Source organism: Curtobacterium sp. AC272 (genome assembly GCF_979258155.1).
The window spans coordinates 1,927,097-1,943,127 of sequence record NZ_OZ409838.1; the positions used below are offsets into that span (position 1 = coordinate 1,927,097).

The following is a 16,031-nucleotide window of genomic DNA, read 5'->3' on the forward strand; positions in this document are numbered from 1 at the left end:
ACGTGCACGGAAATCAGTGTGTTATCAAGTCTTCGGCTTATTAGTACCGGTCAGCTCCACGGGTCGTTAGTCCCCGCTTCCACATCCGGCCTATCAACCCAGTAGTCTGCTGGGAGCCTCTCACACTCAAGGTGCATGGAAATCTCATCTCGAAGACGGCTTCCCGCTTAGATGCTTTCAGCGGTTATCCGGTCCGAACGTAGCTAATCAGCGGTGCCCTTGGCAGAACAACTGACACACCAGAGGTTCGTCCATCCCGGTCCTCTCGTACTAGGGATAGATCTTCTCAAATTTCCAACGCGCGCAGCGGATAGGGACCGAACTGTCTCACGACGTTCTAAACCCAGCTCGCGTACCGCTTTAATGGGCGAACAGCCCAACCCTTGGGACCTACTCCAGCCCCAGGATGCGACGAGCCGACATCGAGGTGCCAAACCATGCCGTCGATATGGACTCTTGGGCAAGATCAGCCTGTTATCCCCGAGGTACCTTTTATCCGTTGAGCGACAGCGCTTCCACAAGCCACTGCCGGATCACTAGTCCCGACTTTCGTCCCTGCTCGACCTGTCAGTCTCACAGTCAAGCTCCCTTGTGCACTTACACTCGCCACCTGATTGCCAACCAGGTTGAGGGAACCTTTGGGCGCCTCCGTTACTCTTTGGGAGGCAACCGCCCCAGTTAAACTACCCATCAGGCACTGTCCATGAACCCGATCAGGGTCCTACGTTAGACATCCAGAGTGACCAGAGTGGTATTTCAACAATGACTCCACGAACACTAGCGTGCCCGCTTCACAGTCTCCCACCTATCCTACACAAGCCACACCGAACACCAATACCAAACTGTAGTAAAGGTCACGGGGTCTTTCCGTCCTGCTGCGCGTAACGAGCATCTTTACTCGTAGTGCAATTTCGCCGAGTTCGCGGTTGAGACAGCTGGGAAGTCGTTACGCCATTCGTGCAGGTCGGAACTTACCCGACAAGGAATTTCGCTACCTTAGGATGGTTATAGTTACCACCGCCGTTTACTGGGGCTTAAATTCAGAGCTTCGCCCAAAGGCTAACCCTTCCTCTTAACCTTCCAGCACCGGGCAGGCGTCAGTCCGTATACATCGTCTTGCGACTTCGCACGGACCTGTGTTTTTAGTAAACAGTCGCTTCCCACTGGTCTCTGCGGCCTTCAACGCTCACGGAGCAAAGTCCGGTCACGTGTCCGGCCCCCCTTCTCCCGAAGTTACGGGGGCATTTTGCCGAGTTCCTTAACCACGATTCTCTCGATCTCCTTGGTATTCTCTACCTGACCACCTGAGTCGGTTTCGGGTACGGGCGGCTGCAACCTCGCGTCGATGCTTTTCTCGGCAGCATAGGATCACTGATTTCCCCTTACGGGTACGCGTCGGATCTCAGGCGTACAGACGACGGATTTGCCTATCGTCAGCCCTACATCCTTACACCAGGTTCACCTTACGGATACCATCGCCTGGCTCAGCTACCTTCCTGCGTCACACCTGTTCATACGCTAACCGCACCAGCATGGGGTCGAGCGTTAGACCGGCCACCATCACCCCGAAGGGATCCGGTTGATCCGGGTTAGGACTCTTAGCACCACTGGATTAGCTTGGGCGGTTGTTCGCCGGTACGGGAATATCAACCCGTTGTCCATCGACTACGCCTGTCGGCCTCGCCTTAGGTCCCGACTTACCCAGGGCGGATTAACCTGGCCCTGGAACCCTTGGTCTTTCGGAGGACGGGTTTCTCACCCGTCTTTCGCTACTCATGCCTGCATTCTCACTCGTGTAGCGTCCACGGCTGGATCACTCCGCCGCTTCACTCGCCACACGACGCTCTCCTACCACTCCGCACGACTGAACCACGAAGGCTTGTCTAGTGTGCGAAATCTACAACTTCGGTGGTGTGCTTGAGCCCCGTTACATTGTCGGCGCGGAATCACTTGACCAGTGAGCTATTACGCACTCTTTCAAGGGTGGCTGCTTCTAAGCCAACCTCCTGGTTGTCTATGCAACTCCACATCCTTTCCCACTTAGCACACGCTTAGGGACCTTAGTTGGTAGTCTGGGTTGTTTCCCTCTCGACGATGAAGCTTATCCCCCACCGTCTCACTGCTGCGCTCTCACTCACCGGCATTCGGAGTTTGGCTGACGTCAGTAACCTGTTGAGGCCCATCGGCCATCCAGTAGCTCTACCTCCGGCGAGAAACACGCAACGCTGCACCTAAATGCATTTCGGAGAGAACCAGCTATCACGAAGTTTGATTGGCCTTTCACCCCTATCCACAGCTCATCCCCTCCATTTTCAACTGAAGTGGGTTCGGTCCTCCACGACGTCTTACCGTCGCTTCAACCTGGCCATGGATAGATCACTTCGCTTCGGGTCTAGAACATGCGACTCAAACGCCCTATTCAGACTCGCTTTCGCTACGGCTGCCCCACACGGGTTAACCTCGCCACATATCACTAACTCGCAGGCTCATTCTTCAAAAGGCACGCCGTCACCCCTACTAAGGAGGCTCCGACGGTTTGTAAGCAAACGGTTTCAGGTACTATTTCACTCCCCTCCCGGGGTACTTTTCACCTTTCCCTCACGGTACTTGTCCGCTATCGGTCATCTGGGAGTATTTAGGCTTATCAGGTGGTCCTGACAGATTCACACGGGATTTCTCGGGCCCCGTGCTACTTGGGATACACATCCGGCCATAACACCATTTCGTCTACGGGGCTGGCACCCACTACGGCCCGGCTTTCAAACCGGTTCGACTATGATGCGCTGTAACCGCCCCAGTCCGGCAGAACTGAGTGACGTGTCCCACAACCCCGACCATGCAACGCCCGCCGGCTATCACACATGATCGGTTTAGCCTCATCCGCTTTCGCTCGCCACTACTCACGGAATCACATGTTGTTTTCTCTTCCTGTGGGTACTGAGATGTTTCACTTCCCCACGTTCCCTCTACCCGCCCTATATATTCAGGCGGGAGTCACCAGGTCACAAAAGCGCCCAGCGGGGTTTCCCCATTCGGAAATCCTCGGATCAGGGCTCGATTATCAGCTCCCCGAGGCTTATCGCAGATTTCTACGTCCTTCTTCGGCTCCAGATGCCAAGGCATCCACCGTTTGCTCTTAGAAACTTGACCACAAAGATTAAAATTGCGATCCGTCATCACCCACAACACGAACACCAAAAGTGCCCGGTCGATTGGATGACGCGAATCAAAGATGCTCGCGTCCACTGTGTAGTTCTCAACATACGATCGGCACCACACTCCCCACCGTCCAGTGACAGTGCTTCATGCGGCCCGGCGAAGGACCCGTAGGCCCAACCCCCAACCCACCTCACGGCAGATCAGGAAGCCTGGTCCCTCAGGACCCAACAACGTGCACCAGCTGAGCGCTCCACCCCCGACCCGTCCCAACCCTGCAAGCAGAGCGTACTGAGGTCGGAAGCATCACTCCCAACTGCACTGTCAATGTTCCACCCATGAGCTACCGGCAACCACGTTCGGGTTACTCGGCGCCTGGACCACGCCCACCCCGAAGGGCACACGAGGCCAGATGCTCCTTAGAAAGGAGGTGATCCAGCCGCACCTTCCGGTACGGCTACCTTGTTACGACTTAGTCCTAATCACCGATCCCACCTTCGACGGCTCCTTCCACAAGGGTTAGGCCACCGGCTTCGGGTGTTACCGACTTTCATGACTTGACGGGCGGTGTGTACAAGGCCCGGGAACGTATTCACCGCAGCGTTGCTGATCTGCGATTACTAGCGACTCCGACTTCATGAGGTCGAGTTGCAGACCTCAATCCGAACTGAGACCGGCTTTTGGGATTCGCTCCACCTTACGGTATCGCAGCCCTTTGTACCGGCCATTGTAGCATGCGTGAAGCCCAAGACATAAGGGGCATGATGATTTGACGTCATCCCCACCTTCCTCCGAGTTGACCCCGGCAGTCTCCTATGAGTCCCCGGCATAACCCGCTGGCAACATAGAACGAGGGTTGCGCTCGTTGCGGGACTTAACCCAACATCTCACGACACGAGCTGACGACAACCATGCACCACCTGTACACCGACCACAAGGGGGCGACCATCTCTGGCCGTTTCCGGTGTATGTCAAGCCTTGGTAAGGTTCTTCGCGTTGCATCGAATTAATCCGCATGCTCCGCCGCTTGTGCGGGCCCCCGTCAATTCCTTTGAGTTTTAGCCTTGCGGCCGTACTCCCCAGGCGGGGCGCTTAATGCGTTAGCTACGACACAGAAACCGTGGAAAGGTCCCTACATCTAGCGCCCAACGTTTACGGCATGGACTACCAGGGTATCTAATCCTGTTCGCTCCCCATGCTTTCGCTCCTCAGCGTCAGTTACGGCCCAGAGATCTGCCTTCGCCATCGGTGTTCCTCCTGATATCTGCGCATTCCACCGCTACACCAGGAATTCCAATCTCCCCTACCGCACTCTAGTCTGCCCGTACCCACTGCAAGCCCGAGGTTGAGCCTCGGATTTCACAGCAGACGCGACAAACCGCCTACGAGCTCTTTACGCCCAATAATTCCGGACAACGCTTGCACCCTACGTATTACCGCGGCTGCTGGCACGTAGTTAGCCGGTGCTTTTTCTGCAGGTACCGTCACTTTCGCTTCTTCCCTACTAAAAGAGGTTTACAACCCGAAGGCCGTCATCCCTCACGCGGCGTTGCTGCATCAGGCTTTCGCCCATTGTGCAATATTCCCCACTGCTGCCTCCCGTAGGAGTCTGGGCCGTGTCTCAGTCCCAGTGTGGCCGGTCACCCTCTCAGGCCGGCTACCCGTCGTCGCCTTGGTGAGCCATTACCTCACCAACAAGCTGATAGGCCGCGAGTCCATCCCCAACCAAAAAATCTTTCCACCACCAGACCATGCGGCCAGTGATCATATCCAGTATTAGACGTCGTTTCCAACGCTTATCCCAGAGTCAGGGGCAGGTTACTCACGTGTTACTCACCCGTTCGCCACTAATCCACCCAGCAAGCTGGGCATCATCGTTCGACTTGCATGTGTTAAGCACGCCGCCAGCGTTCGTCCTGAGCCAGGATCAAACTCTCCGTAAAAAAATACAGACCCAACACCCCAAAGGGCATCAGACCGAGTTGATTCTGACTGTTGACTGTCTACTGACAATCTTCAATCCAAAAGGAATTGTCTCAAACCCAACCAACCCGAAGGGAGGCCAGGCACGAGGTCAATCAATAAATTGGCATTGACAATGTGCACGCTGTTGAGTTCTCAAGGACCAGACGCACTCCCCACTCCACCCGTCGGGCTTCGTCAGAGAGGCATTCGTCTCGCGACACCTTCAACCGCCACGATGGAGACCGTGGAACTCTTGGGTGTCGGTTGCCTGAGCGGGACCCCGTCCGGACTGCATCTCCAGGTGGTTTCACCTGGTGACCGTCTCGGCCGTTCCGTTCTCCGCCTCAGCGGCAACGAGTGACAACATTACGGGGAGGTGAACGGGAGCGCCAGCTGGGCCACTTCCCGGGCGTGTCGCGGGCGGAGGCCGTGTGCGTCGCCGAGCGGGGCCGGATGGTTCGATCTCAGAACCCACTCCGGCACACCGGGACACCGGGACACCGGGACACCGGGACACCGGGACACCGGGACACCGGGACACCGGGACACCGGGACACCGGGACTCCGGGACTCCGGGACCCGGGACTCCGGGACTCCGGGACTCCGGGACTCCGGGACTCCGGGACTCCGGGACTCCGGGACTCCGGGACTCCGGGACCAGCATCCTCCCCCGGCAGCCGGAAGGCGAGCGTCGACGCCGTGCCCAGCCCTCCCGTGCAGGCCGAACACCACGACGCGCCCAGGTCGAGCGATCGCTCGCAGGACAAGGCGCAACTACTCATGACCTGGACAACGCCCTCTGGGTCGGCGATCGGACTCCCCGAGCGGGAACCACAGCGCGGTACGCCCTGCCGGCTCAGCAAGCTGCGTCGAGTCCAGAGTCCGGCTCGAGGCGCGCCTCCACGCGAGCAGACCACTTCATGCCGAGCCGCACAGTGAAAGGCCCGCACAGCCGCCGGCGCATGGGCACGGCCCGCCTGTACCCGTCCCACCTTCACCTCACGGCTCGACGCTGAGCGCCGCCGATGCCGAGACTGGTGGACCCGGCCACCCCAGCGTCGGACGTGCTCCGCTTCGTGAGCAGAAATGGTCGGGTGCGATCGGCAGGACTCGACCATCTCTGCTCACGAACCGCCAGCGCCACTCGTGGAGGAGCCCGAGCTCGTCATCGAGGGAGGACGGCGCCGGACCGCGGCTGAGCGAGCCAGCGAGCCAGCCAGCCAGCCAGCCAGCCAGCGAGGAGCAGCAGGACCACGAAGCCGAACGGGACCCTTTGTGAGCAGAAATGGTCGAGTCGCACGCGGGTACTCGACCTTTTCTGCTCACGAGCGGACGCATCGAAGGGCCACCGCCGCCGAGAGCCCCCGGAAACGCAGAAAACCCCTGACCAGTGCTGGTCAGGGGTTCCCTGGTGTTACTACGTTAAGTCCGGCGGCGTCCTACTCTCCCACAAGGTCCCCCTTGCAGTACCATCGGCGCTGAGAGGCTTAGCTTCCGGGTTCGGAATGTGACCGGGCGTTTCCCTCTCGCTATGACCACCGGAACACTTTCGACCATGATCTGGTCTCAAACATGTTCCGGCTGCTGCCCACGAATGGGCAGAGCGGTGTATTCAGTTTGATTCCCGATCGTCTGTCGGGAACCACAAAGTGGACGCGAGCCCGTGCAACACGTGCACGGAAATCAGTGTGTTATCAAGTCTTCGGCTTATTAGTACCGGTCAGCTCCACGGGTCGTTAGTCCCCGCTTCCACATCCGGCCTATCAACCCAGTAGTCTGCTGGGAGCCTCTCACACTCAAGGTGCATGGAAATCTCATCTCGAAGACGGCTTCCCGCTTAGATGCTTTCAGCGGTTATCCGGTCCGAACGTAGCTAATCAGCGGTGCCCTTGGCAGAACAACTGACACACCAGAGGTTCGTCCATCCCGGTCCTCTCGTACTAGGGATAGATCTTCTCAAATTTCCAACGCGCGCAGCGGATAGGGACCGAACTGTCTCACGACGTTCTAAACCCAGCTCGCGTACCGCTTTAATGGGCGAACAGCCCAACCCTTGGGACCTACTCCAGCCCCAGGATGCGACGAGCCGACATCGAGGTGCCAAACCATGCCGTCGATATGGACTCTTGGGCAAGATCAGCCTGTTATCCCCGAGGTACCTTTTATCCGTTGAGCGACAGCGCTTCCACAAGCCACTGCCGGATCACTAGTCCCGACTTTCGTCCCTGCTCGACCTGTCAGTCTCACAGTCAAGCTCCCTTGTGCACTTACACTCGCCACCTGATTGCCAACCAGGTTGAGGGAACCTTTGGGCGCCTCCGTTACTCTTTGGGAGGCAACCGCCCCAGTTAAACTACCCATCAGGCACTGTCCATGAACCCGATCAGGGTCCTACGTTAGACATCCAGAGTGACCAGAGTGGTATTTCAACAATGACTCCACGAACACTAGCGTGCCCGCTTCACAGTCTCCCACCTATCCTACACAAGCCACACCGAACACCAATACCAAACTGTAGTAAAGGTCACGGGGTCTTTCCGTCCTGCTGCGCGTAACGAGCATCTTTACTCGTAGTGCAATTTCGCCGAGTTCGCGGTTGAGACAGCTGGGAAGTCGTTACGCCATTCGTGCAGGTCGGAACTTACCCGACAAGGAATTTCGCTACCTTAGGATGGTTATAGTTACCACCGCCGTTTACTGGGGCTTAAATTCAGAGCTTCGCCCAAAGGCTAACCCTTCCTCTTAACCTTCCAGCACCGGGCAGGCGTCAGTCCGTATACATCGTCTTGCGACTTCGCACGGACCTGTGTTTTTAGTAAACAGTCGCTTCCCACTGGTCTCTGCGGCCTTCAACGCTCACGGAGCAAAGTCCGGTCACGTGTCCGGCCCCCTTCTCCCGAAGTTACGGGGGCATTTTGCCGAGTTCCTTAACCACGATTCTCTCGATCTCCTTGGTATTCTCTACCTGACCACCTGAGTCGGTTTCGGGTACGGGCGGCTGCAACCTCGCGTCGATGCTTTTCTCGGCAGCATAGGATCACTGATTTCCCCTTACGGGTACGCGTCGGATCTCAGGCGTACAGACGACGGATTTGCCTATCGTCAGCCCTACATCCTTACACCAGGTTCACCTTACGGATACCATCGCCTGGCTCAGCTACCTTCCTGCGTCACACCTGTTCATACGCTAACCGCACCAGCATGGGGTCGAGCGTTAGACCGGCCACCATCACCCCGAAGGGATCCGGTTGATCCGGGTTAGGACTCTTAGCACCACTGGATTAGCTTGGGCGGTTGTTCGCCGGTACGGGAATATCAACCCGTTGTCCATCGACTACGCCTGTCGGCCTCGCCTTAGGTCCCGACTTACCCAGGGCGGATTAACCTGGCCCTGGAACCCTTGGTCTTTCGGAGGACGGGTTTCTCACCCGTCTTTCGCTACTCATGCCTGCATTCTCACTCGTGTAGCGTCCACGGCTGGATCACTCCGCCGCTTCACTCGCCACACGACGCTCTCCTACCACTCCGCACGACTGAACCACGAAGGCTTGTCTAGTGTGCGAAATCTACAACTTCGGTGGTGTGCTTGAGCCCCGTTACATTGTCGGCGCGGAATCACTTGACCAGTGAGCTATTACGCACTCTTTCAAGGGTGGCTGCTTCTAAGCCAACCTCCTGGTTGTCTATGCAACTCCACATCCTTTCCCACTTAGCACACGCTTAGGGACCTTAGTTGGCAGTCTGGGTTGTTTCCCTCTCGACGATGAAGCTTATCCCCCACCGTCTCACTGCTGCGCTCTCACTCACCGGCATTCGGAGTTTGGCTGACGTCAGTAACCTGTTGAGGCCCATCGGCCATCCAGTAGCTCTACCTCCGGCGAGAAACACGCAACGCTGCACCTAAATGCATTTCGGAGAGAACCAGCTATCACGAAGTTTGATTGGCCTTTCACCCCTATCCACAGCTCATCCCCTCCATTTTCAACTGAAGTGGGTTCGGTCCTCCACGACGTCTTACCGTCGCTTCAACCTGGCCATGGATAGATCACTTCGCTTCGGGTCTAGAACATGCGACTCAAACGCCCTATTCAGACTCGCTTTCGCTACGGCTGCCCCACACGGGTTAACCTCGCCACATATCACTAACTCGCAGGCTCATTCTTCAAAAGGCACGCCGTCACCCCTACTAAGGAGGCTCCGACGGTTTGTAAGCAAACGGTTTCAGGTACTATTTCACTCCCCTCCCGGGGTACTTTTCACCTTTCCCTCACGGTACTTGTCCGCTATCGGTCATCTGGGAGTATTTAGGCTTATCAGGTGGTCCTGACAGATTCACACGGGATTTCTCGGGCCCCGTGCTACTTGGGATACACATCCGGCCATAACACCATTTCGTCTACGGGGCTGGCACCCACTACGGCCCGGCTTTCAAACCGGTTCGACTATGATGCGCTGTAACCGCCCCAGTCCGGCAGAACTGAGTGACGTGTCCCACAACCCCGACCATGCAACGCCCGCCGGCTATCACACATGATCGGTTTAGCCTCATCCGCTTTCGCTCGCCACTACTCACGGAATCACATGTTGTTTTCTCTTCCTGTGGGTACTGAGATGTTTCACTTCCCCACGTTCCCTCTACCCGCCCTATATATTCAGGCGGGAGTCACCAGGTCACAAAAGCGCCCAGCGGGGTTTCCCCATTCGGAAATCCTCGGATCAGGGCTCGATTATCAGCTCCCCGAGGCTTATCGCAGATTTCTACGTCCTTCTTCGGCTCCAGATGCCAAGGCATCCACCGTTTGCTCTTAGAAACTTGACCACAAAGATTAAAATTGCGATCCGTCATCACCCACAACACGAACACCAAAAGTGCCCGGTCGATTGGATGACGCGAATCAAAGATGCTCGCGTCCACTGTGTAGTTCTCAACATACGATCGGCACCACACTCCCCACCGTCCAGTGACAGTGCTTCATGCGGCCCGGCGAAGGACCCGTAGGCCCAACCCCCAACCCACCTCACGGCAGATCAGGAAGCCTGGTCCCTCAGGACCCAACAACGTGCACCAGCTGAGCGCTCCACCCCCGACCCGTCCCAACCCTGCAAGCAGAGCGTACTGAGGTCGGAAGCATCACTCCCAACTGCACTGTCAATGTTCCACCCATGAGCTACCGGCAACCACGTTCGGGTTACTCGGCGCCTGGACCACGCCCACCCCGAAGGGCACACGAGGCCAGATGCTCCTTAGAAAGGAGGTGATCCAGCCGCACCTTCCGGTACGGCTACCTTGTTACGACTTAGTCCTAATCACCGATCCCACCTTCGACGGCTCCTTCCACAAGGGTTAGGCCACCGGCTTCGGGTGTTACCGACTTTCATGACTTGACGGGCGGTGTGTACAAGGCCCGGGAACGTATTCACCGCAGCGTTGCTGATCTGCGATTACTAGCGACTCCGACTTCATGAGGTCGAGTTGCAGACCTCAATCCGAACTGAGACCGGCTTTTGGGATTCGCTCCACCTTACGGTATCGCAGCCCTTTGTACCGGCCATTGTAGCATGCGTGAAGCCCAAGACATAAGGGGCATGATGATTTGACGTCATCCCCACCTTCCTCCGAGTTGACCCCGGCAGTCTCCTATGAGTCCCCGGCATAACCCGCTGGCAACATAGAACGAGGGTTGCGCTCGTTGCGGGACTTAACCCAACATCTCACGACACGAGCTGACGACAACCATGCACCACCTGTACACCGACCACAAGGGGGCGACCATCTCTGGCCGTTTCCGGTGTATGTCAAGCCTTGGTAAGGTTCTTCGCGTTGCATCGAATTAATCCGCATGCTCCGCCGCTTGTGCGGGCCCCCGTCAATTCCTTTGAGTTTTAGCCTTGCGGCCGTACTCCCCAGGCGGGGCGCTTAATGCGTTAGCTACGACACAGAAACCGTGGAAAGGTCCCTACATCTAGCGCCCAACGTTTACGGCATGGACTACCAGGGTATCTAATCCTGTTCGCTCCCCATGCTTTCGCTCCTCAGCGTCAGTTACGGCCCAGAGATCTGCCTTCGCCATCGGTGTTCCTCCTGATATCTGCGCATTCCACCGCTACACCAGGAATTCCAATCTCCCCTACCGCACTCTAGTCTGCCCGTACCCACTGCAAGCCCGAGGTTGAGCCTCGGGATTTCACAGCAGACGCGACAAACCGCCTACGAGCTCTTTACGCCCAATAATTCCGGACAACGCTTGCACCCTACGTATTACCGCGGCTGCTGGCACGTAGTTAGCCGGTGCTTTTTCTGCAGGTACCGTCACTTTCGCTTCTTCCCTACTAAAAGAGGTTTACAACCCGAAGGCCGTCATCCCTCACGCGGCGTTGCTGCATCAGGCTTTCGCCCATTGTGCAATATTCCCCACTGCTGCCTCCCGTAGGAGTCTGGGCCGTGTCTCAGTCCCAGTGTGGCCGGTCACCCTCTCAGGCCGGCTACCCGTCGTCGCCTTGGTGAGCCATTACCTCACCAACAAGCTGATAGGCCGCGAGTCCATCCCCAACCAAAAAATCTTTCCACCACCAGACCATGCGGCCAGTGATCATATCCAGTATTAGACGTCGTTTCCAACGCTTATCCCAGAGTCAGGGGCAGGTTACTCACGTGTTACTCACCCGTTCGCCACTAATCCACCCAGCAAGCTGGGCATCATCGTTCGACTTGCATGTGTTAAGCACGCCGCCAGCGTTCGTCCTGAGCCAGGATCAAACTCTCCGTAAAAAAATACAGACCCAACACCCCAAAGGGCATCAGACCGAGTTGATTCTGACTGTTGACTGTCTACTGACAATCTTCAATCCAAAAGGAATTGTCTCAAACCCAACCAACCCGAAGGAAGGCCAGGCACGAGGTCAATCAATAAATTGGCATTGACAATGTGCACGCTGTTGAGTTCTCAAGGACCAGACGCACTCGCTCTTCGGCTCAGGTTCGAGCTCCAGCCACGAGGCTTGTGTACTTGGCTTGCCACCGGTGTGTCGTCGGACCCGGAGGTCCTGTGGCTCATCCCCGAGGGGAGAGAACCGGTGGGCTTGTCATCCTAGGCGTCGAAGCGATCGAGCACAAGGCCAGATCTGATCTTCAGTGGAGGACGGTCCCGCTTGAGGGCCGGCGTGCTCTGGGCTTTCGCTCCAGCCGCTCCGCCGCACCTTTGGGGTGACGAGTAGGAACTTTACGCAGGCCGGGGCGAGTGTGCCAAGCCAGGCCCGATCCCGGGCGTGTCGCGTTGTGCAACACGCGTCGCCCGGGTGCCGGCGCGATCAGGCGAGCGTCACACCGGCGAGGGTCTTCTTGCCGCGGCGGAGCACGAGGACTCCCCGGGCAGGGCGAGGTCCGACAGCGGTGCGGTGGCGTCCTCGGCTCGGACGTTGTTCACGTACACCCCGCCCTGGTCGATGGCCCGCCGCGCTTCACCGAGGGACTTCACGAGCTCGGTCTCGACGAGCGCCCGAGCCACGTCGGCGCCGGGCTCGATCGTGACCGACCCCGGCAGCTCCGCGATCGCCGACCGCAGGGTGTCCGGATCCAGGGCACCGAGGTCACCGTTGCCGAACAGCGCGGCCGCAGCGTCGATCGCGGCCTGGGTGGCGTCGACCCCGTGCACGAGCGAGGTGACCTCGAACGCGAGGGTCCGCTGCGCTTGGCGCCGGAACGGTTCGTCGGCGACCGCCTGCTCGAGTCGCTCGATCTCGGCACGGGACAGGAACGTGAACTCCCGCAACCGGGCGATCACGTCGGCATCGGCCGTGTTGAGCCAGAACTGGTAGAGCGCGTACGGCGACGTCATCTCGGCGTCGAGCCAGATGGCGTTGCCCTCGCTCTTGCCGAACTTCGTGCCGTCGGAGTTCGTGATCAAGGGTGTCCCGAGCGCGTGCACCGTCGCACCTTCGGCACGACGGATGAGCTCCGTCCCCGAGGTCAGGTTGCCCCACTGGTCCGAGCCACCTGTCTGCAGCGTGCAGCCGTACTGCCGGAAGAGCTCGCGGTAGTCGAGGCCCTGCAGGATCTGGTAGCTGAACTCGGTGTAGCTGATGCCCGCGTCGGAGTTCAGCCGCGCGGCGACGGCGTCCTTCTTGAGCATCGAGTTCACCCGGAAGTACTTGCCGACGTCGCGCAGGAAGTCGATGGCGGACATCGGTGACGTCCAGTCCAGGTTGTTCACCAGCCGGACGCCGTTGTCACCGTCCGGACTGAGGAACCGCGACACCTGTCCCTGCAGACGCGCCACCCACTCGGCGACGGTCTCGCGGGTGTTCAGCGTGCGCTCCGCCGTCGGACGCGGATCGCCGATGAGCCCCGTCGATCCCCCGACGAGCGCCAGCGGCTTGTGCCCGGCGAGCTGCAACCGACGCATGGTCAGGAGCTGCAGCAGGTTGCCGCAGTGCAGCGACGGTGCCGTGGGGTCGAAGCCGCAGTAGTACGTGATCGGATCACCGTCGAGGGCCTCTTGAAGTGCGGTCTCGTCGGTCGAGACCTGCACCAGACCGCGCCAGCGCAGTTCGTCCCACACCGAGGCGAAGGTGGGGTCGTTCTGCTGGCGCGTCAGGACGTCTTGAGCGGTATCACTGGACACCCCGCCATCGTAGCGGCGGCGCACCACCGACAGCGCGCCGTCGACCGGGAGGCCCGTGGTGCGTCCGGGCCCACGCCGCCGGTTCCGGCGCGACGCGCCAGCGGCGGGCCGGCCGTGCCGGTGGGGATCAGTCGAGGGCACCCTTGTGCCGTCGGTACGTCGAGACCGTCGGGTCGCCCGTCAACCAGAAGCGCCACGGGTACTGCGCACCGCCGGCGATGCCGCCGACGCCGGTGCGCGGTCCGCGCGAGATGCGCGGGACCGGACCCGTCCCGCCGGGGCCGGGTGTGGTCTCGGTCAGGAGTTCCTCGACGACGCGGGCCGGCGGGGCGGAGGCGAGCCGCGCCTCCAGGCCGGGTGCCAACGTGAGCACGAACGGACCGGACCCGTCGAGCAGCGAAGTGCCGTCGTCCTGTCCGAGCACCGCGCCGAGGGCGCCACCGAGGTTGCCGGGGCCACGCGCCAACGCGACGTCGGCGACCGACGGGCCACGTCGTCCGCGTGCGGTGTCGACGCCCTCGATCACCTGCGCACCGCGGAGCAGGGAACCGGAGGAGGTGCCGGCAGGTGCGCTCACGACGTTGACGCAGGTGTGGATGCCGTACGAGCGGTACGCGTACAGGGTGCCCGGCGACCCGAACAGGTGGCGGTTGCGCTCGGTCGGACCGCGGTGGCCGTGCGAACCGGGGTCGGTGGGCCCGGAGTAGGCCTCGACCTCGGTGATGCGCAGCGTCACGCCACGGCCCGCGATCGTCGCGCCGAGCAACGCCGGTGCGATGCGCGGCGCCGGCTCGGCGAGCATCGCGAGCAGCCCCACGGTCATCGCGTGAAGGGTGCGCCCTCGGCCAGGTCGTGGACACGACGCGTGACCGACGCCAGCTGCTCGGCCACACGGTCCGGAGCGGTCCCGCCGACACCCGAGCGGGACGCGACACTGCCCTCGATCGTGAGCACGGCACGGACCCCGGGGGTCAGGTGCTCGGAGACCGACCGGTACTCGTCGTCGGTCGGGTCGTCGAGCTCGATGCCCCGCTGTTCGCAGTACCGGACCAGCGCGCCGGACACCTCGTGCGCATCGCGGAACGGGACGCCCTGGCGGACCAGCCACTCGGCCACGTCGGTCGCGAGCGAGAAGCCCTGCGGCGCGAGCTCGGCCATCCGGTCGGTGTCGAAGGTGAGCGTCGCGATCATGCCGGTGAAGGCGGGTAGCAGGACCTCGAGCGTGGCGACCGAGTCGAAGACGGGCTCCTTGTCCTCCTGCAGATCGCGGTTGTAGGCGAGCGGCAGGCCCTTCAGGGTCGCGAGCAGGCCCGTCAGGTTGCCGATCAGACGACCGGACTTGCCGCGCGCGAGCTCGGCGATGTCCGGGTTCTTCTTCTGCGGCATGATGCTCGAGCCGGTCGAGAACGCGTCGTGGAGCCGGACGAAGCCGAACTCCTTCGTGTTCCAGAGGATGACCTCTTCGGACAGACGCGAAACGTCGATGCCGATCTGCGCGAGGACGAACGCGAACTCAGCGACGACGTCGCGGGCTGCCGTGGCGTCGATCGAGTTGTCGGCCGGGCGGTCGAACCCGAGCTCCGCGGCGATCGCGGCGGGGTCGAGGCCGAGCGAACTGCCGGCGAGCGCACCGGCGCCGTACGGGCTGACGCTCGCGCGGCCCGCCCAGTCGCGGAGGCGCTCGAGGTCGCGGACCAACGGCCACGCGTGCGCCAGCAGGTGGTGCGCGAGGAGGACGGGCTGCGCGTGCTGGAGGTGCGTGCGACCCGGCATGATCGCCGCCGGGTGCTCGTTGGCCTGCTGGGTGATCGCGTCGACCAGGTCGATCACGAGTCGGCCGATGCGCCGCCCGTGGTCGAGCATGTGCATGCGGCCGAGCGTGGCGATCTGGTCGTTGCGGCTGCGGCCGGCGCGGAGCTTGCCGCCGAGTTCCGGACCGAGGTCGGCGATGAGGAGGCGCTCGAGGGCGCCGTGGACGTCCTCGTCGGACGCATCGGGCTGCAGCGTGCCGTCGGCGTGCGCGGCCTCGAGCCGGCCGAGTCCTGCGAGCATGCGCTCGAGCTCGTCCGCCGTCAGGTACCCGGCCGTGTGCAGGGCCCGGGCGTGCGCGCGGGAGCCGGCGATGTCGTACGGGGCGAGCTGCCAGTCGAAGTGCGTCGACTTCGACAGCGCGGCCAGGGCCGCACTCGGGCCGTCGGCGAAGCGGGCGCCCCAGAGGGCTCCGGTGTTGGTGGCGTCGGTCTTCTCGTCGGTCATGTCGTCCTGCGTCGTTGTCGTCGGGCCGGGGGC

At 60.4% G+C, this 16,031-nt stretch carries 2 protein-coding genes, 5 rRNA genes and 1 pseudogene; all 8 read right to left on the minus strand.

All coding sequences use genetic code 11. The features are described 5' to 3' along the window. Positions 1-20 precede the first annotated feature (20 nt). A 23S ribosomal RNA gene (locus tag ACZZ0J_RS09825) occupies positions 21-3,150 on the minus strand. 429 nt (positions 3,151-3,579) lie between these two features. Then, positions 3,580-5,099 (minus strand): 16S ribosomal RNA (locus ACZZ0J_RS09830). Positions 5,100-6,547: 1,448 nt separating this feature from the next. Then, a 5S ribosomal RNA gene (rrf, locus tag ACZZ0J_RS09835) occupies positions 6,548-6,664 on the minus strand. Positions 6,665-6,811: 147 nt separating this feature from the next. Beyond that, positions 6,812-9,940: ribosomal RNA gene (locus ACZZ0J_RS09840) — 23S ribosomal RNA — on the minus strand. 429 nt (positions 9,941-10,369) lie between these two features. Further along, positions 10,370-11,890: ribosomal RNA gene (locus ACZZ0J_RS09845) — 16S ribosomal RNA — on the minus strand. Together the 16S, 23S and 5S rRNA genes form the textbook arrangement of a ribosomal RNA operon. A 539-nt stretch (positions 11,891-12,429) precedes the next feature. After that, positions 12,430-13,715 (minus strand): annotated as a pseudogene (tyrS, locus tag ACZZ0J_RS09850) (tyrosine--tRNA ligase). Between the two features lie 154 nt (positions 13,716-13,869). Then, positions 13,870-14,565 carry a DNA-3-methyladenine glycosylase gene (locus ACZZ0J_RS09855; protein ID WP_463436566.1) on the minus strand — a complete coding sequence of 232 codons (696 nt, stop codon included), beginning with the start codon at positions 14,563-14,565 and terminating at the stop codon, positions 13,870-13,872. Then, positions 14,562-15,998, minus strand: a complete 1,437-nt coding sequence (gene argH, locus ACZZ0J_RS09860; protein ID WP_463436568.1) for an argininosuccinate lyase — start codon at positions 15,996-15,998, stop codon at positions 14,562-14,564. The genes ACZZ0J_RS09855 and argH overlap by 4 nt, the downstream gene beginning before the upstream one ends. Positions 15,999-16,031: the final 33 nt, after the last annotated feature.